At 54.4% G+C, this 21,415-nt stretch carries 22 protein-coding genes and 1 pseudogene; 20 read left to right on the forward strand and 3 right to left on the reverse strand.

Features of this window, described 5'->3' with window-relative positions:
- Window positions 1-23 precede the first annotated feature (23 nt).
- The 16 genes and pseudogenes from AB5975_23285 (at window position 24) to AB5975_23360 (ending at window position 16,446) form a co-directional block, all read left to right on the forward strand.
- The gene (locus AB5975_23285; GenBank protein ID XDR19420.1) at window positions 24-875 is read left to right on the forward strand and encodes a transporter substrate-binding domain-containing protein; all 852 of its coding nucleotides are present in this window, start codon (window positions 24-26) and stop codon (window positions 873-875) included.
- Window positions 876-975: 100 nt separating this feature from the next.
- Window positions 976-1,680, forward strand: coding sequence for an ABC transporter permease (locus tag AB5975_23290; GenBank protein ID XDR19421.1), 705 nt, complete (start codon window positions 976-978; stop codon window positions 1,678-1,680).
- Window positions 1,681-1,692: 12 nt separating this feature from the next.
- Window positions 1,693-2,430, forward strand: a complete 738-nt coding sequence (locus tag AB5975_23295) for an ABC transporter permease (GenBank protein XDR19422.1) — start codon at window positions 1,693-1,695, stop codon at window positions 2,428-2,430.
- Window positions 2,431-2,435: 5 nt separating this feature from the next.
- A complete protein-coding gene (locus tag AB5975_23300) occupies window positions 2,436-3,206 on the forward strand; it encodes an ABC transporter ATP-binding protein (GenBank protein XDR19423.1) in 771 nt (256 codons plus the stop codon).
- A gap of 91 nt (window positions 3,207-3,297) precedes the next feature.
- The gene (gene hutH, locus AB5975_23305) at window positions 3,298-4,845 is read left to right on the forward strand and encodes a histidine ammonia-lyase (protein ID XDR19424.1); all 1,548 of its coding nucleotides are present in this window, start codon (window positions 3,298-3,300) and stop codon (window positions 4,843-4,845) included.
- Between the two features lie 1,883 nt (window positions 4,846-6,728).
- On the forward strand, window positions 6,729-8,021 hold the full coding sequence (locus AB5975_23310; protein XDR19425.1) for a Mu transposase C-terminal domain-containing protein: 1,293 nt from the start codon (window positions 6,729-6,731) through the stop codon (window positions 8,019-8,021).
- Complete coding sequence (locus AB5975_23315; GenBank protein ID XDR19426.1) at window positions 8,018-8,932, forward strand: TniB family NTP-binding protein; 915 nt, start codon at window positions 8,018-8,020, stop codon at window positions 8,930-8,932. Before AB5975_23310 ends, AB5975_23315 begins: the two co-directional genes overlap by 4 nt.
- A 109-nt stretch (window positions 8,933-9,041) precedes the next feature.
- Window positions 9,042-9,605, forward strand: a complete 564-nt coding sequence (locus AB5975_23320; GenBank protein ID XDR19427.1) for a hypothetical protein — start codon at window positions 9,042-9,044, stop codon at window positions 9,603-9,605.
- 15 nt (window positions 9,606-9,620) lie between these two features.
- Window positions 9,621-10,190: a hypothetical protein gene (locus tag AB5975_23325; GenBank protein ID XDR19428.1), complete on the forward strand. Its 570-nt coding sequence runs from the start codon at window positions 9,621-9,623 to the stop codon at window positions 10,188-10,190.
- Between the two features lie 175 nt (window positions 10,191-10,365).
- Window positions 10,366-10,608, forward strand: a complete 243-nt coding sequence (locus tag AB5975_23330; protein XDR19429.1) for a hypothetical protein — start codon at window positions 10,366-10,368, stop codon at window positions 10,606-10,608.
- Window positions 10,609-10,626: 18 nt separating this feature from the next.
- Complete coding sequence (locus AB5975_23335; GenBank protein ID XDR19430.1) at window positions 10,627-11,037, forward strand: hypothetical protein; 411 nt, start codon at window positions 10,627-10,629, stop codon at window positions 11,035-11,037.
- Between the two features lie 139 nt (window positions 11,038-11,176).
- Complete coding sequence (gene qatA / locus AB5975_23340) at window positions 11,177-13,135, forward strand: Qat anti-phage system ATPase QatA (GenBank protein XDR19431.1); 1,959 nt, start codon at window positions 11,177-11,179, stop codon at window positions 13,133-13,135.
- A 10-nt stretch (window positions 13,136-13,145) separates the two neighbouring features.
- Window positions 13,146-14,027, forward strand: a complete 882-nt coding sequence (qatB, locus tag AB5975_23345; protein XDR19432.1) for a Qat anti-phage system associated protein QatB — start codon at window positions 13,146-13,148, stop codon at window positions 14,025-14,027.
- Window positions 14,024-15,400: a Qat anti-phage system QueC-like protein QatC gene (qatC, locus tag AB5975_23350; GenBank protein XDR19433.1), complete on the forward strand. Its 1,377-nt coding sequence runs from the start codon at window positions 14,024-14,026 to the stop codon at window positions 15,398-15,400. Before qatB ends, qatC begins: the two co-directional genes overlap by 4 nt.
- On the forward strand, window positions 15,397-16,164 hold the full coding sequence (gene qatD, locus AB5975_23355; GenBank protein XDR19434.1) for a Qat anti-phage system TatD family nuclease QatD: 768 nt from the start codon (window positions 15,397-15,399) through the stop codon (window positions 16,162-16,164). The genes qatC and qatD overlap by 4 nt, the downstream gene beginning before the upstream one ends.
- A 12-nt stretch (window positions 16,165-16,176) precedes the next feature.
- A pseudogene (locus AB5975_23360) lies at window positions 16,177-16,446 on the forward strand (serine/threonine protein phosphatase).
- Here AB5975_23360 and AB5975_23365 read toward each other — a convergent pair.
- The 3 genes from AB5975_23365 to AB5975_23375 all read right to left on the reverse strand — a co-directional run bounded on the left by AB5975_23365 (window position 16,404) and on the right by AB5975_23375 (window position 17,920).
- A complete protein-coding gene (locus AB5975_23365) occupies window positions 16,404-16,862 on the reverse strand; it encodes a restriction endonuclease (protein XDR19435.1) in 459 nt (152 codons plus the stop codon). The pseudogene AB5975_23360 and the gene AB5975_23365 overlap by 43 nt on opposite strands.
- A gap of 136 nt (window positions 16,863-16,998) precedes the next feature.
- Entirely contained in the window at window positions 16,999-17,451 is a 453-nt protein-coding gene (locus tag AB5975_23370; protein XDR19436.1) for a helix-turn-helix domain-containing protein, read from the reverse strand.
- A gap of 211 nt (window positions 17,452-17,662) precedes the next feature.
- Entirely contained in the window at window positions 17,663-17,920 is a 258-nt protein-coding gene (locus AB5975_23375; protein XDR19437.1) for a hypothetical protein, read from the reverse strand.
- A gap of 288 nt (window positions 17,921-18,208) precedes the next feature.
- Between AB5975_23375 and AB5975_23380 the strand changes: the two genes are divergently transcribed.
- From AB5975_23380 to AB5975_23395, 4 genes are all read left to right on the forward strand, one after another.
- A complete protein-coding gene (locus AB5975_23380; protein XDR19438.1) occupies window positions 18,209-18,640 on the forward strand; it encodes a hypothetical protein in 432 nt (143 codons plus the stop codon).
- A 55-nt stretch (window positions 18,641-18,695) separates the two neighbouring features.
- Complete coding sequence (locus tag AB5975_23385) at window positions 18,696-18,899, forward strand: antitoxin Xre/MbcA/ParS toxin-binding domain-containing protein (GenBank protein ID XDR19439.1); 204 nt, start codon at window positions 18,696-18,698, stop codon at window positions 18,897-18,899.
- A 526-nt stretch (window positions 18,900-19,425) separates the two neighbouring features.
- On the forward strand, window positions 19,426-19,827 hold the full coding sequence (locus AB5975_23390) for a hypothetical protein (protein ID XDR19440.1): 402 nt from the start codon (window positions 19,426-19,428) through the stop codon (window positions 19,825-19,827).
- A gap of 191 nt (window positions 19,828-20,018) precedes the next feature.
- Window positions 20,019-20,432: a hypothetical protein gene (locus tag AB5975_23395; GenBank protein ID XDR19441.1), complete on the forward strand. Its 414-nt coding sequence runs from the start codon at window positions 20,019-20,021 to the stop codon at window positions 20,430-20,432.
- Window positions 20,433-21,415: the final 983 nt, after the last annotated feature.

Genomic DNA, 21,415 nt, shown 5'->3' on the forward strand with positions numbered 1-21,415 from the left:
TGCTTCGCATCGGAGAATTAAAGATGAACAACAAAAAAACTCGATTCGCCGCCTGCTCGCTGATGATGTTGCTTGCCAGTTTCTCGCTGAACACCCACGCCAAGGAGTGGAACCACATACAGATCGCCACGGAGGGCGTTTATGAACCCTGGAACCGCACCTTGCCAGACGGCTCTTTCGATGGCTTCGAACCGGAGATGGCCAAGGTCTTGTGCGAGCGCATGAAAGCCCGCTGCACGATCGTTGCCCAGGATTGGGATGGCCTGATCCCGGGGCTCAAGGCTGGCAAGTTCGATGTGGTGATGGACGCCCTGGCGATCAGCCCGGAGCGGCGCAAGGTGATCGACTTCTCCCGCCCTTACACCAAGGCCCCGGCCACGTTCATTGCGCTGCAGTCCAGCGCTGTCGACCTGGGCAGCGGTACCTTGCACTTGCGCGGTAACCCTGAGCTGGATACGCCTGCGGTGGATGACCTGCGCAAACGCCTCAAGGGCAAGCTGATCGGGATCGTCTCCGGCACCGTATACAGCAAGTTCATCCGCGACCAGTTTGGCCAGGTGGCGACCATCCGTGAATACAAGACCCCGCCCGAGCCGCTGATGGACCTGAAGAACGGCCGTGTCGACGTGGTGTTCGAAGACCTCGGCTTCCTTTCCGGGGAAATGCAGCGCGGCGCCGACAGTGGGCTGGTACTGGTCGGCCCGGCTATCAATGGGCCGATCTGGGGCGAAGGGGAGGCCTTCGGTATACGTCCAGGCGAGCCGGAGCTCAAGGCCAAGCTCGACGCTGCGATCGATTCGCTGATCGCCGACGGCACGATCAGCGAGCTCAGCCGCAAATGGTTCAAGCACGACTTCACGCCGCCCACCCAATGACCCCGGTCCGTCTGGCGCCCCAGTGGCGCCAGGCACCGACAGGCCGCTCGCGCATCAGCGCGGGCCGGCGGTTCTCTGACACGGTTATAGGTGGACTACGGTGATCGAGTTGATTGGTTTTAGCGCAAAGGGCTGGGGCAGTGTGTTGCTCATGGCCGCGCTCATGACGGTACTGGTGACGTTGGCGGCGTTGCTGGTCGGTGCTGTGCTGGGTGCACTCGTCGCTGCCGCCAAGCTGCACCCCAGCGGGCTGCTGCGGAGGCTGGGCGATGGCTACACCACAGTGTTCCGGGGGATCCCGGAGCTGTTGGTGATCTACCTGTTTTTCTATGGCGGCTCGGCGTTGGTGAGCAGCGTGGGCGGGCTGTTCGGTGCCGAGGGCTTTATCAGCATGCCGGCGTTCCTGGTGGGGGCGCTGGCGGTCGGGGTGGTGTCTGGCGCCTATCAGGCCGAAGTGTATCGCGGGGCGTTCCAGGCGGTGTCGCGCAGCGAGCTGGAAGCGGCCAAGGCGATCGGCATGCCGCTGATGCTGCGCTTTCGCCGGATCATTGCGCCACAGATCCTGCGTTTCGCCTTGCCGGGCATCGGCGGCGTCTGGCAGATCACCCTGAAGGATTCGGCGCTGATTTCTGTCACGGGGTTGGTGGAACTGATGCGCGCCAGCCGCGTGGCCGCCGCCTCCACCGGGCAGTTCGTGTTGTTCTTCATCACTGGCTGCGCGCTCTACCTGGTGTTGACGGGCATTTCCAACCTGGTTTTCTCCCGCGCTGAACTGCGTGTGGGCAGAACTTTTCGTCGCAGCTGAAGGGGGCCAACCATGTCTGTAGATATCGCTTTCATTGCTGACACCCTGGTGCAACTGTTGCGGGCGCTGCCGACAACGCTGCTGCTGTTCGCCGCATCGGTCGCCATCGGCACGCTGCTGGCCTTGCTGGTGGTGTGGATGCGGGTGTGCGAGGTCGCTGCGCTGCGTCACCTGGCGCGCGGCTACATCTTCCTGTTCCGCGGCTCGCCGCTGCTGATCCAGATGTTCCTGCTCTACTACGGGCTGAGCCAGTTTCCCGAGGTGCGCCAGAGCCTGCTCTGGCCGGTGCTGCGCGAGCCGCTCAGTTGCGCGGTGATTGCCCTGGCGCTGTGTACGGCAGGCTACATGGCGGAAATTTTCCGTGGCGGTTTGCTGGCCGTGCCGCCGCAGCAAATCGAAGCGGGGCGGGCTGCGGGCATGTCGGGCTGGTTGCTGGCGCGACGGATCATCATCCCTATCGCCCTGCGCAGCTGCCTGCCGGCTTATTCGACGGAGATCATTCTGATGATGAAGGCGACCTCGCTGGCAAGCCTGGTCACCGTCTACGAAGTGTCCGGCGTGGCGCAGCGGATCATCGCCGAAACCTACCGCACGCTCGAGGTGTTCCTGTGTGCCGCGCTGATCTACCTGGTTCTGAACTTCCTGATCGTTCGCATCCTGGCGTGGGTCGAACACTGGTTGTCGCCCCGGCAGCCCGTCACCGCGTGTCAAACAACAAAAAAGTACGCACTCAGCGTACGTAGAGGATAAGTGGCATGACTACAGATCCAGTGCTGCAGGTAAAACACATCCGCAAATCCTTCGGCAACCTGGAGGTGCTCAAGGGCATCTCGCTGGACGCCCACGAGGGTGACGTGGTGTCGATACTCGGCGCCAGCGGCTCGGGCAAGAGCACTTTCCTGCGCTGCATCAACCTGCTGGAAGTCCCCGATGCCGGCGAGATCCGTGTTGCCGGCGAGCAGGTGGTGTTCAAGCGTGGTCGCCACCAGGTGCTGGTCCCCGCCAACCGGCGCCAGGTCGATCGCATGCGCCCGGAGCTGGGCATGGTGTTCCAGAGCTTCGGCCTGTGGTCGCACATGACGGTGCTGCAGAACGTCATTGAAGGCCCGGTGCATGTACAGAAGCGTCCGCGCGCCGAGTGCATCGATGAAGCCGAGGCGTTACTGGAAAAAGTGGGCATGGCCGACAAGCGCGACCACTACCCGGCGTTCCTGTCCGGTGGCCAGCAACAGCGTGTGGCCATCGCCCGCACCCTGGCGATGCGCCCGCGGGTCATCCTGTTCGACGAGCCGACCTCGGCGCTCGACCCGGAGCTGGTTGGCGAGGTGCTGAAGGTGATGCGTTCGCTGGCCGAGGAGGGCAGGACCATGCTGGTGGTCACCCATGAAATGGGCTTTGCCCGCAGCGTTTCCAACCGTGTGGTGTTCATGAACCAGGGGCTGATCGAGGCTCAGGGCACGCCGCAGGAGATGTTCAACGAGCAGCACTGCGAACGTTTCAGCCGGTTCATCCTCAGCCACGCCTGACACCCCGAAAACAACGCGTTTTTTCGCCTGTTCTGGAACGGGGCAGGCGTTCTACACCCTGAAAAAGCCAATGAGCAGAGAGAGCACAGCCATGCGCATGCAACCCCAAGATATCGCCAGCGTAGTACTGGACGATGCCAAACCCTCCCTCGAAGCGTTCATCGCGGTCGCCCGTTATGGTGCGAAAGTGAGTTTCTCCGATGCCTACCGTGCCCGCGTTTCACGTTCGCGTCAGCTGATTGAACGCTTCCTCGACGAAAACCGCTTGGTCTATGGCGTGACTACAGGTTTTGGCGACAACGTCCGGCATGTGATTTCGCCTGAGGACGCGCAAACACTGCAGGTGAATATCGTGCGCTCCCACGCGGTGTCAGTGGGCGAGCCGCTGAACCGCGAACAGGTCCGTGCCGTGCAGTTGATGATTCTGGTCAGCTTGGGCAAGGGGTTTTCGGGTGTACGCATGGCGCTGCTGGAGCAGATTGCCGGGCTGCTCAACAACGATGTGATGCCGTTTGCCCCCAGTGAGGGCTCGGTCGGTTACCTCGGCCCTGAAGGCCATCTCGCGCTGGTACTGATCGGCGAAGGCAAGGCCAGCGTTGCCGGTGGTGAATGGGTGGACGGTGCGACTGCATTGCGCCAAGTGGGCATGCAACCGATCACACTGCAGTGCAAGGAAGGCCTGGCGATGCTCAACGGTACGACCTCGGTCACTGCCATCGCCACCCTGGCGCAGTACAACGCCAACCAGGCGGCCCAGGCGGCGGACGTGGCCGCGGCCATTTCCCTGCAGGTACTCAAGGGCACCATTCGGGCCTTCGACCCGCGCTACCACTCGGTCAAGGCCCATGTCGCCCAGGCGCAGACCGCTCGCTATATCAAGCAGTTGCTGGGTGACAGCCAGCTGATCGAGGAGAACATCGACTACCGCCTGCAAGACACCTACAGCCTGCGCGCCATCCCCCAGGTGCATGGTGCCTCCAAGCAGTTCATCGCCTACGCCCAGGCCTGCATCGACAACGAGATCGGCTCCTCGGGCGACAACCCGGTGATCTACCCGCTCAGCGACGATGACGGTATCGCCATCTCCGGGGCGAACTTCGATGGTTCCTACATCGGCATGGCGGCGGACACGCTGTGCAACGCAATGACCAACCTGGCGAAGATCTCCGAGCGGCGTACCGACCGTATGGTCAACTCGCATTTCAGCGAAATGCCCGCCTTCCTGGTGCGCAATCCCGGCCTCAACAATGGCTACATGATCATCCAATACACCGCCGCCGGGCTGGTGGGGGAGATGAAGGTGCTGTCCCACCCATCCACCATCGACAGTGTCTCCACTTGTGGCAACCAAGAAGACCCGGTGAGCTTTGCCTTCAACGCAGCCATAAAGGCGTACCAAGTGTCGCGCAAGCTGGAGTCGGTGCTAGCCATCGAGATCCTGGTCGGCTGCCAGGCCCTGGACTTTCATGAGGTGGGCAAGGCCTCCAGTGCCACGCGTGCGCTCTATGAACTGGTGCGCAGTCGCGTGCCAGTGGCCAATGAAGACCGCGCGTTCTACGCCGATATCGTTGCGGTGACTGAGCAACTACGCGGGGGCGAAGTGCTCGTAGTCATTGATCGCGTGCTTGCCAATCAGTGATTGCGTACCGGCCCGGTGGATATACCGGGCCGGCTCAGGAGTTTGTTAAACGATCAAATCACGTGTGGCGAAGTCGACGTGGCTCCAGAAGGAAGCCCGCTTGGGGTGGGCAAGGGCGTTTCTATCAGAGATAGTGTGACGGTCACCGGTTAATCGGAGTAACATAGGTCATTGATTTTAAAGGTCAATACATTCGCGGCACTCTTTAGTTGGAAAACAGATTTCTATCTTCCAATTAAGTACTGGAATCCCAGTCATTTTTCCAGTTAAAGACTGTATTTTAAGGTATAGATCTGAGCGGTTGTACGACAACCGGAATCGATATCCGATGCTCACTTCAAGACCAAGGGCGATTCAATTTCAGGTGACCCTCAAACGTCGACAGCCTTGCTGAAGCTTCGCTGGCATCAGTCGTTGTTAAGCGCTGTGTAACGGTTTGAACATTTCGCGTCCTAGAGCGCTCGAGCTTTGGGCTAGCATCTACTGCACCGTAGTTACTGCAAGAGCGATATCAGAATGCCGGCAGGCTCTAGAGCAACATCGGCAAATCCTAACCTCTGACCCTGTCAGCCCTCAAGCCTCATCCCGACGCCGAACTCAACGGGCTCGTTTTCTTAGTACCCTATTAGAATCGTGGTGGCTCTGTCCAACGAGGCTCGGGAGGTAAGCCCCCAGGCCCAGAATGCGTGCAGGCAAGGTACTTTCAGCTTCGGAACAAGATCTAGCCATTGCAACAGCAGCGTGAGTCTTATTCTGAGCACGCGAGAGGTCAGATGTATAGAACATAAATGTCAGATTCATGTAATGGATATATCAGAAATAAAGTGCAATAACTCTTCGAGTTATCTATTTATTGCAAAAATCAATTTACGGCTAAGTAGTTTTCTTTGTCGTAAGCTGTTGTTCTGGTTGTCAAAAAAATGTGGGAAATTAGAAGAATATATTATCTGAATTTTTCATCAATTTAATTGTTATTCGAACTGTCAATTTGTTGGCGATAGTTTGGTTTGAAAATCCTGTTGCGATCATCGGTGCGTTGGGCTACTGTCAGTCAGCATCAACTCACACCCAGGCTTTTACTATAGAGCTTCAGGGTCTCATCTATTGAGCTAATGCCAGGCATGAATGGTTAAGTTGCACGTTCATGGTGAGCTCTGTGCTGCGTACGGTTGAAGAAGTTTAGATGGGGCGAGTCCAAATCTTCTCCAAGCGATAGCTATTGTTTCATGTAAGCGTTTCTGGTACAGGCCGGAATAACAGTCTTACAACGCCGCTTTACCATTTCAGTGAGGCAAGCCAATAGTGTCATCAATACGCATGTAGGAGTCAGGAGTGCATCAGATGACTCCTGCATTCAGTTCGACATGACAAGTGACGATCAGGATGAGCAAAGAAATTCGCACGGCCGTAATGATCCATACTTCCAAACCGGTACGGACTAAGGTTCCACCCCTGAAAATCCCACGGCCTTGGAAGCCCGCCAACCCCACTGTTACTCAATCCGCTGCCCCGTATGAAGCTCTCGATGTGAGTGATAAAGAGCTGAAACTTGCATGGCAACGCAATGCAATATTCAAGCAGCTGCGGGAGGGATTAATAGGTCAAGCTAAAGCTATGGAGCTTTTGGGTGTCAAAAAGAGTCAATTCTACAATCTCTATAAATCCTTTCTAGAGTCTAATAGCTATCTCGACCTAACGAGAAAGAAGCGCGGAACAAAGCCGGGTAGTCATAAACTAACGCAGGGCCAGTTCAGCGCTCTCGAGCTTTCGTTTCAGGAGAATTATAAGGGGCCAAGTGCGTCATCAGCGAAAGTTTGGAAGGGAGCACAAGGACTGGTGCCGAAGATGAGTTGCCGCCTAGCAAGTATCAATGCAGGAAATTTGTGGCTGCAAAGCCGGAAAAAGAAAAGTATTACAGGAAGTATGGCAAGGAGGCGGGCGATAATAAATACAAGCCGAAGCCCAAAAAAAAGATCATGGAGCGTGTACTTCAGCAAGTGCAGATGGATCACACCATGGTTGACATGCTTTTGGTCGATGAATTTGATCGTAATGTTTTGGTAGGGCGTCCTTGGTTGACAATGATCATGTGTGCCCTAACGAGGGTGATACTTGGGATGTACCTGAGCTTTCGTCCCCCGGGTTTAATAACTGTAGCAAGCGCGCTAGCCTTTGCAGTCCAGGATAAGTCTGATTTCTTAGGGCTCTATGGAATCGATCCCAAAGAATATCCATTTTACGGCATCCCCTTTTTGATATATACGGATAACGCTGCTGAGTTCACGAGTTCTCGATTCATTGCAACATGTAGCAGATGGGGGATGGATTGGGATCATCGTCCAGTCGACAAAAAGTGGTACGGCGGGTTGATCGAGCGCGTAGTAGGAACGTTCATGGGGGAAGTGCACTTCCTTCCCGGAACCACAGGTAGCAATGTGATTCAGCGAGCGGGGTTAACTCCGGAAAAAGATGCTAAGTACGACATAATTCAATGTGGGAAGCACTTGCTAGATCAAGCGATCCTTTACCATGGAACGGTGCATGAAGGCTTGCAAAGCACTCCGCGCCAGGCGTGGTTTCATTATGATTCACAAGGGCTGCTAGATCATGAGAGGGTAATTAGGCCGGATCAAAAGAAGCGCTTTGAGCTTGATTTTTTGGCGCCATCCTACAACCACACGATTCAACCATATGGGATAAATTTTGAGGGCAGAAGATATTATAGTATCGAGCTTGACCCGTATATTGGTGCAAGAAATGTGGAGATAAGGTTTCAGCCTTATGACCTAGATTCTATCTGGGTTATGGTTCCTGGGAGGTTTCTACATGTCCCGTGCACATATACCAAGAGTCGCCTGTCCAACAACTGGGAGTCTTATAGCAGCCATAAAGCCTTGTCTAGTGCCCGACACGTCGGTCATAGCGCGCCTGGAGGGCTGATTGATGATGAGTATGCTTTGGCGGCCCAAAAAAGGCAGCGCGAACTAGCAGTAGAGGTTGAGACTCAATCAAATAAAAAGCCAAGGCCACCCAAAGATATCACTGCGAAAACGGAGCGGCTACCTACTCACCCAGCAGTCCAACCAGTAATTGGCCCGCCGCGTATCATTGAAAGTAGTCGAGATGCGCCGGAGATTTTGCAGCCTACACTGATAATTGATAGGTTCAAAAAATGATCATGGACACATTCTCATCATACGAACACGTGTTACCAGAATTTCGCCATAATCTTCAGCTCTCTGCGACTGAGCGTATTGAGATCTGCAGGCATGATTTTTGGATCGACACACCAAAATTCGCCCTGATGTTTGAGTGTATTAACCACATGTCATACACCCGCAATCAAATTCAAACGTCTTGCATCTTTATACACGGTGCGGGTGGGGATGGGAAATCAGCTGCGTGGCATCGGCTGAAATTTCTCAGCGCAAACTCTGACAGGAAAATGGTATTTGTCGAACTGACCGAGAACACTAATCGCTTCAAGCTACACGATCGTATCTTGGAAGCGTTTGGCATTGAGGTCGGCCGCCGTAGCACTGCTGACAAAGAAGAGCTTATTTTCAAGTACATTAAAGCGAACAATATTTGTGCCATCGTCATTGATGAACTAAATGATGCGCTTCTACAACCGTACGCTCAGAAACGCACGCTTCTTTCACTGATGCGTAACTTGTCGGGCACTCTAAAATTATGCGTAATTGCGTTTGGAAATACTGAGGCGTGTAGCGTCCTCATGCTGGATCGTATCATTGATCGACGATTTGTGCAGTTTGCTATCAAGGACTGGGAGATGGGTCAAGACTTCGTTAATTTTATTGCAACCTATGAGGCACATCTTCCGCTTAAACTCAAATCCGACCTCTCAGACGCTGAGATTAGAACGCTAATCCATACCGAGTCGTACGGCATCATGGATAACGTTGTCAAGATAATGAAATGTCTCGCCATGGATGCAATTGACTCGGGAGTCGAGCGCATTACGCTGGAGCAATTCCCTCGTTTGCATGACATAGCTATGCGATACGGATTTAACGTCCATGTTCCTAAGAGTGACCGTAATGCAGAATTGTCTAGTCAACAGTAAGCTAACTCCATGCCAGCAAGAAATTTACGATCTGGTCTCAGATCGGTTGGCGCTGTGTGAGCCAACCATAATAATAATAAACGCCGAGCCAGGAGCAGGCCTTTCGACATTGATGGAGAATGTCGCGAACTCTGTGGGCGCAGCATTTATCCCGATCACATCAAGGCCGGCGATAAGTGGTCGCAACATGCTTGAGGCGTTTTACTATCATTTGGGGCTGGGAGCTGAGGGTATCTCACACCGGGCACCGATTCCAGCCTTTGTATCTCCTCTAATAACGCTGCAGTCGATCGTCGGAGTCCTTATTGAAGATGTCGATGATTTTGCTGTAACTATCCCAATGAGAAAAATGACCATAGGGCATCTGAGCAAAATTGCTTCAACTTTGCCGGGTATAAGCTTGATCATTTCTCAGACATTGTCCAGATGGGATCGCGATCGTAGTATCCGTCACAAAGATATCGAGGCCCCCCAGAAGCGTGATGAATATTATTTGCGTAGCTTTTCAAGCTTAGCTCAGTACATTGATCACTTTCAAGGCGTCACTGCCTCGCTTGGATTGCCCGATGTGTCGAGCCCTAAGATAAAGCAACTGTATGAAGTCACCGAGGGAAATCTCGCTTTAACTATGCAGTATCTTTGTCATCCTCTTTTGAAGCGCAAGTGGGAATAACGGGGTATATGTAAAATGAATGATGTCATCCATCCAGTTTCGAATGAGCTCTTCACATCCTGGTTGTACCGCCAAGGAGCTCTTCCCACTGTTGCGGACTGGCCCATTAATAATCTATTGGAGATCTATCAGTCTTCTATGCAGTATTCTGATTTCGATCCTGACTTTTATTTGCCAAGCGGATTCAGCAGTCGCGCGCTTGCACGGCTTGGAATGACAGGCTCTGACCTTTCTGTTTTTGCACCGAAAAGTTCTTGGCTTATACCACGTTTTTATCGTGGTGCATTCTGCTACGAATGCTTCTGTGATCACATTCGATCATTCAAACTCCCCACAATGCTCACTGAGTGGTGTTCAGTAGTTCAAACTGTTTGTCCTATACACGTAGCGCCGTTGCTCGACACACCTGGAAAACAAGGCTACAAGCTTAATATGGCAGTGAAAATCTTTTCATCTTATCATGCACAGCCAAGTGCGGTGGCTTTTCCCCACTCTACTCTGACCCCCAAGCTGGCTAGCGCATTGCTGACATTGCAGGCTTTTATGTCCAGTATTGAGATTAATGCATCGTGGGGCGCGGGATGATGCTGAATGGCGTTTAATTCAGACTTTAATGAGGATATTTCTTTATCCCCGGTTTGGCATAATTGCCTCTTTGTTTCCTAAGCAATCGGTTGGGACTGATGCTCAGCTTTTTCGATATAATTTTCACTTGGGGCCATTAATTGGTTCGGTAGTGCGTAGGCAATTGGCAGTGCTGTTGACTGGCCTGATCTTGGATGTTTTGGAAGAGCGTGAGCGGCTAGAAGCGGAGCACTATCTTCAGTCATTTGATCGGCGTTATTACTTTTTTGATAGCGCAGCCGGGCTAGGTCTGTCTGCCAACGTCTTTACTCCAGAGCATGGAAGGCAGCTCTTCGTCCAACTGACACAGCTCTCAACCAAAATTTACAGTCCTTACCTGGCAGAATTTATTGAAGCGTTTGGTGGCAGGGATCGATAGGTATCATCCGGAGGAAATATGCTGCTGCAGTTCGTGACACAGGTTCGGTTCTCCATGCCCTTTGCCGTCACCCAAGATGGCGCAGTTTTTGGGCCGAAAGCGGATGTAGGGATGTTCGTTTTATTTCCGTCGAGGAAAATACTCGCCTGGTTTCATGCGAATGACCGACTTAGGAACAAGGTAGGCACTCTGCGGCTCATGCTGTCCGGGCCGTTATCCTCATGTGTAACCAAGCTTGTGTGGATCAATGCTCATGGTCTAACTGAAACGCAGCAGACCGCTGATGTGGTCGACGCGTTCATGGATCTCTTCTACGACTACCCAGCTTCAGTTTATGGAAGCCAGGCCGTAGTGCGCTACATTGCAAGACCTGCCTTTGATTCGCTGATGAACAAAGCTTTGGCTCGTTACAATCGATATCTCATGTAGAAACTTGTCAGGTTTCGGCTTATCAGGACACCTGACAACACTCCATGTGCCGATTCAAGCACTGCTAACGTTGGCGCTTACTGGCCCATTGCCTGTATAACTACACCCCATCAGCACATTGCAGGCGAGGGACAGCTCAGTGTTTTTAAACGACCAGGAAACCGCAACGGACTTGCTGTACTACAGCGCGATCTCCAAAACGGTTGTGAAGCTCATCAAGGATACGCCTGACATCCCCATCACCATTGGTGTTCACGGGGACTGGGGTGCCGGTAAGTCCAGCGTCCTGCGCATGACGCAGGATGAGCTTAAAGCCAACGATCGTGTCTGCTGCATCTGGTTTAACGGCTGGACGTTCGAAGGGTTTGAAGACGCCAAAACGGTAGTCATCGAGACGATCGTCGATGAGCTGAAGCGAGCCAGGCCAAACTCGGCAAAAGTGAAAGCCGCTGCTGCCAAGGTGCTCAAGCGTGTCGATTGGCTGAAGGTCGCGCGCAAAGCCGGCGGCTTCGCGTTCACTGCCATGACCGGCATCCCCACCATGGATCAGTTGAAGGGGGTGTATGACCTGGTCACGTCCGTGGTTACAAACCCAATGGATCATGTAAGCAAGGATGATCTAAAGGGTGCTGCCGAGAAGATCGGTGACTTCCTCAAGGAGGGCGGTGACGACTCCGAGAAGCTCCCTGAGCACATTCATAAATTCCGAGAGGAGTTCAAAGAGCTGCTAGACGCCGCCGACATCGACCAGCTCGTTGTCATCGTGGACGACCTCGACAGGTGCTTGCCGAAGACGGCAATCGAAACGTTGGAAGCGATCCGGTTGTTCTTGTTCGTTGAGCGCACCGCCTTCGTCATCGGTGCAGACGAAGCCATGATCGAATATGCAGTGCGTGAGCATTTCCCTGACCTCCCGCAAAGCTCAGGCCCGTCGAATTACGCACGCAATTACCTCGAGAAGCTGATCCAGGTACCATTCCGCATCCCGGCGCTTGGATTGGCAGAGACGCGTGTCTACATCACCTTGCTGCAGCTTGAGAATGTCCTGGGTGCTGATAACTCCAAGTTTCAAGCGTTGCTGGACATCGCCCGAGAGGACATGAAGCGGCCGTGGAAGAGCAAGGGGCTCGAGCGCAGCGTCGTGCAGACGGCCATGGGCGGCACGCTGACCGAGGAGGTTAGCCAGGCGATAACCATCAGCGCCCATGTCACCAAGATCCTGAGTGAAGGCACGCGCGGTAACCCACGCCAGATCAAGCGATTCCTGAACTCCATGATGCTCCGCCAGGCGATCGCTGAAGAGCGTGGGTTTGGCAACGAGATCAGTCGGCCAATCCTCGCGAAGATCATGTTGGCTGAGCGCTTTTACAGCGATTTCTACGAGCAGATCGCGAGGCTCGCATCCTTGGCGCAGGACGGCGCACCAGAGGCTCTCGCCGGGCTTGAGAAGCGGGCGAGGGCCGCGCCTCACGAAGTCGAGGATGACGAGCAGGATACGGGTGAGCGAAAGGCTAAACCCAAGGTGGCCGTGGCCATCGGTGCTGAGCTTCAGCAATGGCTTAAAAGTGACTGGGCGCTCAACTGGGCACGGATCGACCCGACACTCGTCGGTGTTGATCTGAGGCCTTACGTCTTTGTAACCAGGGACAAGCGTAGCTCCCTCGCAGGTTTCGTAGCTACCAGCCAGCTTGAAGCGTTGGTAGAGACTTTGATGGGCCCACGCATGAAGCTGAAGAGCGCGCCTGTGCTCAACGGCATGCGCGAGCTGTCCGCTCCCGATTCTGAAGAAGTCTTCGATGCGATCCGCGATCGTATCCTCCAGGGAGACATCTTCGATAAGCGCCCTCAGGGCATCGACGGTCTGGTTGGCCTAGTCAAAGAACAGCCACGGCTTCAAAACCGACTGCTCGAATTCATACGGGGACTACCTGTCGAGCGACTGGGTGGCTGGGCGGCGTCCTCTTGGAGCGAGTGCTTGGTTGAGCCAGCCGCAAAATCAGCGCTCCAGGCCGTTCAAGAACAGTGGGCCGCACAGGTCGAGAACAAAAAACTCAAAGTAGCCGCTGAGCAATTGTTGGATCTCGGCCCGAAACGCTAAGGAATGCAGCATGGGAACATCGAAAGGTTACGGGGGATCTGTTTCTGGACTGGTTCCGTCTTGGGTGGATGATGTGGCGCCTGCAACCAACCCGGGTCAATCCGATGAAGCTGGGCAGCCCTCAAATCCTTCTAGCGATCCAAACAGTCCGAACAATCCTAATCAGCCAGGGCAGGGAGGTCAGTCAGGGCAGCGTCCTATAGACAACAATGGCACGGCCAAGCTGCAGCCGGCTAGAACACAGTTCACCCGCTTTGCCAGAGCTGGAAGCCGCAGCGCGTTGGGCAGGGCACTCTCCAGCTATGTGAGAAGCGGGACAGGCGGGGCTGGACGTGCGGCCCGGCGAATGGGAGCGTCCCGCGCAGCGGCTGGTCGCCTGCTTGGCGTCATCAGGGATGTGCAGCGCTTCGGCGCTGCCGAGGTATTGCGCCGGCTGAATCTGAATGGCCTGGCAGGCCGCCCATCTTCTGAAGTGTTCATGGCCCTGGTTGAGTTTGTATGTCCCGCCGGCGGGGCGATCGACGAGGCGGTGGCACGTCAGGCCATGCTCGAGAATGTCATCGCGCTCGTAGAGTCCGGCGAAACCACGTTCGACGAAATGACACCCGAGCAGATGAACGAATTTTTCCTAGATTTCGTGTCGCAGTCGATTGAGGGGATGGTTATGGCTGACCTTGGTCAGCGAGGCGTGACCATTCCCGATGACGTTGACGCGGTCGAGCGTATGCAAACTGAGCTTCACGACTTCATTACCGGCGCCACGCGCGGTCGGCTATCCGATCGACTGGAGGGATTGCCAGGGCTGACTGACCAGGACATACAGGGCGTTATCAGCCGAATTTACGAGTCAGCGTTTGAGATCATTGCCGTTGCAGGGGAGGCAGCACAATGAGACACCACAGCATAATCTGCAGGCTCGGCGCCGGTGATATTGACCTGATCGAGATTCAGCACCCAGGAAGCCGTGAAACCTCAATCTCATTCCTGGATGGTTACCAGCGTCTCTGCTTTGGTATCGGGCAAGCGATCGATCAACTCGCGAGTAAGGGCATGCGCCCCAGTGAGACTTCAATCGACCTGGCCCTCGTAGCCGGAGCACTCACGGCGGCTGATACCCGGATATCCCGGAAGACTGAATCCCAGAATGCCTGGACGCGCGAGATCGACCTTTACGTGCCTGTGGCAGATCCTGCGTTGTGGACTTCGATGTCAGCGCTGCTTGCCTCGACCTTGCATTTCTTAACCGGCGATCGATGGAGGATCTTCTTCCGTGCCCGGCCTGATGGCGTGGAGGAGCTGGCACCCATCGTGGAACTCTTTCGGAGCTCGACTCCCACAAGCGTGTGTCTGTTCTCTGGTGGTATGGACAGCTTCATTGGCGCGATTGACTTGCTGGCCCAAGGGGAGTCTCCGCTACTGGTGAGCCACTACTGGGACTCCAACAGCACCAGCAAGTATCAGGATCAATGCCTGGAAGCGCTCCAGGAGCGATACCCAGACAGCGCGATCCACCAGGTACAGGCCAGGGTGGGTTTCCCGCAGGGGCTCGTGGCCAACACCAAGGGTGAAGATACGCTGCGAGGTAGATCATTCCTGTTCTTCGCCTTGGCGGCGTTGGCGGCCGATGCCACAGGCGAAGAGATGGTGATCCATGTACCTGAGAACGGTCTGATCTCCTTGAATGTGCCACTGGATCCACTGCGGTTGGGCGCTCTGAGCACCCGAACGACGCATCCCTACTACATGGCTCGCGTGAACGAGCTCTTTGCTGGCCTTGGGCTTCGGATGCGGTTGCACAACATGTATGGGCATCGCACCAAGGGGCAGATGGCCGAGCACTGTGTTGATGGCGAATTTCTCCGCGCAAACGTGCATAAAACCATGTCGTGCTCCTCACCGGGCAAGGCACGATATCAAAGGGATCCGACCAATCGGCAACCCAAGCACTGCGGCTTCTGCGTTCCCTGTATCATCCGGCGGGCGGCCATTGCTCATGGGTGCGGCGATGATACAACCCCGTATGTGATTCCCGACTTGCACGCTGATGTCTTGAACACTAACAAGGCTGACGGGGCACATGTGCGTTCATTCCAGATGGCCATCCGCCGCCTGGAAAGAGCGCCGCACAGTTCGAGGTTCGACATTCACATCCCAGGCCCCTTGATCGACCATCCGGACGACCACCAGGCGTATGAGCAGGTGTATGTGGACGGCCTCAATGAAGTAGATCGATATTTGACTGGAATCAGGGCGCAACCCCTATGAGCCAAGCAGTGCGCGAGCGTCCGAAATGGGTGGATTTTCACTGCCACCTGGATCTCTATTCCAACCATGAAGCCTTGATTCGTGAATGCGATCGGGAAGGGGTAGCCACGCTCGCTGTCACTACCACTCCAAAGGCTTGGGCTCGAAATCAGGAGTTGGCGAGTACTTCAAAGCATGTACGGGTCGCTTTGGGTTTGCACCCGCAACTGGTAGCCGAGCGGGAAGGGGAGCTCGCACTGTTCGAGCGTTTGTTGGAGGGGACACGATACATCGGTGAAATTGGCCTCGATGCTGGCCCTAAATTCTACTCCAACTTCGAGGCGCAGGAGCGCGTCTTCTCTCGGATCCTGTCAGCCTGTTCTGAACAAGGTGGCAAGATTCTTACAGTGCATAGCGTCCGCACTGCCGCAAAGGTGCTGGGACACATCGAGCGCCTGCTTGCACCTGATCGCGGGAGGGTTGTGCTTCACTGGTTCACTGGCAGTGCAACTGAGGCCAGGCGGGCTCTGGATATCGGGTGCTACTTTTCGATCAACATTGAGATGTTGAAGTCAACGAAGCATCGGGCGCTCGTGGCATCGCTGCCACTTGATCGTATGCTCACAGAAACAGATGGGCCGTTCGTGCAAGCGGGTGGTAAGCCGTTAGCCCCTCCAGATGTAAAGAATGCGATTCAGGCGATTGCTTCACTCAAGGGGCTCGACACTGAGCAGGTCGCAAATCAGATTGTTAGCAACCTGGGTAGCCTCCTGCGTAGTTGCTAGTGCTGCCCAGATGATCACGCGTATTACGACGGGCACCTTGATCGCACCTTGCAGAAGATGAAGGACGCTGCGGCCGGCCACGTGCATGTTCTGGAAAACGAATCGCTGATTCTGGGGGATGTCAGAATCCTCGGCAGCACAGCATGGACTGACTTCACATCAACAGGGAACTAGGTCGCGGCTAGCAGTGCCGCTAGGCAGTGCATGAACGACTTTAAGTACATTCGGTGTGATTCCAACTACAGGCGACTTCGAACGGACGACCTGATTACCCGCAACCATCGAACCACCGCCATGCCTTTGTTCCTGGCGAAGTTCATCGCGCTGGATTGGAATGCACTCGCTGAGACGAACATTCCTTTGGCGTTGTGGCCTGTGACCTGACCAATCTTGGCGCTGAACTCCTCGACGTCGTTGATCGGAATGGAGCCTTCATAGTGCTTGCACTCGATCAACATGATCATCGAGGGATTTTCGAGCCCGGGAAGCCTGGCCTCGATGGCGATATCGAACACAATGTAATCGTCTCGATCGCGGGAGAAGTACTTGTGCTTGCGATGGATCGTGCTGAACTGGGGCGAGAAGAAAAGCCTGCCGGCCTTGAGCTCACGGGTCAGGTATTCGAACACCTTCTGCTCAAAGAGCTCGCCTTTGGCATACGTGCTGAGTTTTGGGGGTTCGCTGACTGGGGATGTCATTCCGCTCTGAAGACCTACGCCACCGCTTAGGGCAGGCCACAATAGCTAAAAGCCATGACACCTCACGACGCGGGTGGTGTAAAGATTTGATTCGGGCGCCCATAGTTGCCGGCCTACAGCCGCGCTGTAGCAGCCCTCACTCCTTGCGCCAATAGCGGCTGACAGTGGAGCGCGGCATTCCTAGAAGCTCGATGACTTCGACTTGGCTCTTACCTTGAGCCTTGAGCGCCTGCACCTTACGCAGACTTTCCTCAGCACTGCGCGTACGAGGATGAGCTTTCTTGGTGGGCGCTTGGGGCAGGGGAGCATCAAGCATTTCCAGACGCTTGAGCTCTGCGAACACCTGGTCGAGGAGTTCTCTTGCCGTCTTCTGCTCATCTGCTGCATGTACCAAGGCCAGGAATGCAAGAGGATGCAGATTCAACGCATTTGCCAGCTCTCTGCTGGTTTCCAGCGTTGGGTTGGATTGGCGGCTTTCGAGCCGGCTGACCTGAGACTGGGTTACGCCGTTGGCTACGTCGTACTGCGTCAGCGCTTGCTGATCTCTAAGCATCTGAAGGACTGCCGCATAGGCTTCACGCAGGTTCATTTTATCCGCCCTGATAAAAGCGGAGGGTATGCCGCGTTTGCGCACTCCCACACAAATGTATATAGTCATCCTTGTGGGATCTGGTGGTTTGGCATCACTCCGACGCTAGATATGGGGCTGTGTGAGAGGAAAGAAAGCTGCCCCATTCAATATATCGCTAATTCGTCACATCGAAGGTTGCCGAGGATCACTCGCATATCAGTGTGATGGGTTACTCAGCGGTATAGGACTCGTTCAGGTTGGGCGGGGAGATTTCCACGAATGACGGGTAATGCGTATGCGCAAGAAGACCAGATTTGGGTGCCGGCTGAAGCACGGGCACCAGGTCGGATCTGGCGATCAATGTATGTTCAGCCTTTTTCAGGTGCACTGAGATGTCCAGCAATTTTGGTTTATTGACAAGCCAGCAGTCACCCGCAGAGACATCCGCCGGGTTGGTGCCTGGCAATGTAGAACGGGCGATGGCCACAAATTTTGGTATCCCAATAACAGGCTTCCTCTGCAGTGTCGTGTTCGATGAGTCAATCAATTGCCTGGTCGGCATCGTGTATCGCGAGAGCCGCGGCCGATTTCAAGATGGTTCAACAATCCGTACCTCTACGCTCAGGCGGCGCATAGAGCATGGTGCGTACCATCTTTTTCAAACCAGAAACGGAAGCACTTACGTTGTTTGCGACTGGGCGCTGGAAGGTGGAAGCCCTCAGTTCGAAGGTGCCCTTCACTAAGCCCGGCATATCCCGCAACGAAGCGATGCAAGATGAAGCGCGCTAAGAAGAATCAGGTAGGCACAGTGGAAGCAGCGTTGCTAGCAAACTTTTTATCCGAGCACGGCCTTCCCGTTGATGGGGACGATCAATCAGATGACGTGATTGTGAAAACGGCATGGGCAAATAATCAGGGCCGACCATTCTATGTTGTTCGGGATTGGCTCCTACTCGACATCATGGTGCCTAGTGATGTTGAAGATGATCTCAAAGCTAACGGGCTACAGCCAACGGTAGTCTTTGCCCACACTGTGGTATACGACAGCAAGGCTGAAGGCTCCCGAGCAGGTGCAATTCGCTCAAGCTTCCAGCGTGTACTAGATGATTCCACTTTTGAAAGCATGAATACGAGTTACATCTTAGCCGGGCCAGGGACAAGAAAACATGTGAGCCTTCCTGCACTCCTAGCCTTGGAAAATGCCTGAACGCAACCAATGCACCAGTCGCCCAATAGATAAATGATAATAAGGCGAAGGAACTATGAAAACGGAAACGAATTTTGAGGAGCTGATTCGACGTCAGGCCGAGCAGGTGTTTGGCAGCAAAGCCAAGGCCGATGCCTGGTTGGCTCGCCCTCACATCGCACTTGGGGGTTTAGCTGCACTGGAGTGCGCATGCAATGAGGCTGGATATCGGAGAGTGAAGGCTACGCTCGACCGGATTGATCAGGGATATGCCTGTTAATGTGACCGATGCTGTAGGTCTAGTAGACGCAGTAGGTTCCAAGCTACAGGCACACCCAGCCGTGAAGTGATGCTTTGTACCATTGTAACTACTTAGGCGAGGCCATCCGAATATCATGAAAGGCATGGACTCCTCTGGTTTGCAAAACGAGTTATCTGCCACTGTGAACCCCTCGACCGAAGCTTGCTTGGGCACCGCTTCCGGTGAAATCGACGCCGAGGTCAAAAGCGCTGAGTGGGCCAGATTCTGTCTCCGGCATCGAGCGGTGGAAGACACCTCCGAAATTGCCTGTCCTCGCGTTGAGCTCCCCCAGATTGATGGGCCTATGGAGGTTCGGATTGCGGTCAGTTTTTCTGGCGGTAAGCAAATGAACTGCGCGCTGTTTATCGTACCGTTAGGTGATATCGACCCGCCCCCCGTTAGCTCCTGCCACATGGGTGCAAATCTGACCTTGAGGGGAGGTCGTTGTTTGCTAGTCCCAGTCTCTGACGATGTTAAGTGGGTACATGAAACATGGCCTAGGTCGATGGAGGAACTGAATGCTTTTGTTGCTAATGTGACTGACTCGCCACGATTTTTGGAGGCGTGGGTCATGGAAAGGAGCTGCGAATCTAACAAATTGTTGATGGTGGTGGTCATCCACGGCAATGTTTTCCATGGCTATTTGCTGGGGGCTCCAAAGCCTGGGGATTTTAATGAGACCCGTGTGATCCCTATCTTCTTCGAGCAGGTTGGCGAACTCACATGTGATTCACCCGTCCTGATTGAGCTAGACCTCAGTGTCAAGAATCTCGATGCGTTACTCAGCCATACGCGCCAGTTACTGTCGGGGCCGGATCGTGCTCAGGCCGATAGCCATTTGCGTGATGCGCTCGGTGAACTGGCTAATGCCTTGGAGAGGGGCGCCAGTCGATCTCGTTCGACTTGAGTTAGGTGCAATGCCTTAATGTTATTGAACACTTAGATTGGGGTTTTTAGTGGTAGATTCGGGCGTGATTGAGTTGGCTGTCGCCGGCAGGATTTTTCAGATGTGAAGAGGGATGTTGGTCGTCAATAAAGTAGTGCAGGCACAAGCTCCAGAGTATTCTGAACTAAAAGAACAAAAAAAAGAGGTGTCCAGTGTCCGAGATTAAGATGTTGCTCGAAATTGTCGGTGGTAGCTTGAATGTTCGACATAGCATAGAGAAGCGCGATAGTGAGGAGCTCTCGAAATTTCAGGCTATACGGCTTCTTTACCGAATGCTTGATTACATCGGTCATCTAAACCTAGGGCTCGAATATTCAGCGCTTGCCGTTGCTCGAGAAGTTTTCGGCGGGGAAGGGTGGGCGGACGAAGTCATTGAGCTGTTGTTAGCCGCTGAGACCTGGGAGAGCCGGACGAGCGCGGCATGGCATGCTGTGGACGATGAGGCCAGGAAGACCGCGCTTTCGTTGGATTTTCGTCAGCCCGAGTGGCGCGCTAGGGTAAAATTCGAATCTGTCTTATCGGCTTTCAAAAACACCCAGACAGTCCCGGTTGGCTCCTTGCACTAAATAGTACGTTGACTGCAAAGCAAAAATGTCGAAGGTTCATGGGTCTGACCCCATGACTCTGACGCATCTCGAGCAAGGCTTAGAAGTGAGCTTAGCGGGTTGGAAAGCATGATTTTGGCGTATATTTCTGACCTATAGCCCAAAACAGTCATCATGGCTTCCTCGGCGACCGAGCGCGTGAAATGGATAGCACCATCACCACTGAGATCTGGAGGCGCGCCTCGGCTTGCTGCGGTGGTGAATTCGTTCATGTTCTGAGCGGGCTGCTCGACGAATATGAACGCAAGCCCGGGAAAGACGAGCCTGCTCGAATCACTGCCGAATGGGTAGGCGAGGATGGTTACTCGTCCCTAGTCGTAGCCCTAAATGCAAAGTCTCGTCGGGATGTCAGGTACTACGACCATGGCTGGCATATCGAGCTGCGATCGCGTCTCTGGGTGCACATCTGCAGGGGCATACAGCATCGACTGGTGTTGAGTGGGTCGGCACCGGAACCCATCACTGAGGATCTCCTGGCTTTCGAAATCGGCGTTTGATGCGATCCATTGGGCGCTATGCGGCGTTCATGGCGCCTCTAAGCGAATCATCGCCAGGCTCATAGCCTGTTGTCTGACACTGACCGGGGATTTCAGCCCACTATGAATGGATTGATCCCTTGAGCGCTGCGCGCCTTGGGTTTGAACCCAAACGAAAAGCAGCGGCCTGACGGCCAATGAGACGATTCCCCCAGGGCCCAACGGGCCAACCCACATCTGCTATGACATTTGTGAAACGAGCCGAGTCTGTAAGAAGCAGAGCTGGACGAAAAGCATGCGGCCAAGATCGTGGGAAAACCGAAGAAGAGGAGCGGGCGTAGATCCCGCTTTTCTTTGGGTCTCAAATATAGAACTCCGTTTTCAAAAAAAATTGACAGAGGCGACTTTCAAATCTTTCTTGGAAACGTGATGTAATTCACATTTTTCGTGGTTTTATGTTAGGGCTAG

The organism is Pseudomonas putida (assembly GCA_041071465.1).
Classification (GTDB): Bacteria; Pseudomonadota; Gammaproteobacteria; order Pseudomonadales; family Pseudomonadaceae; genus Aquipseudomonas; species Aquipseudomonas putida_P.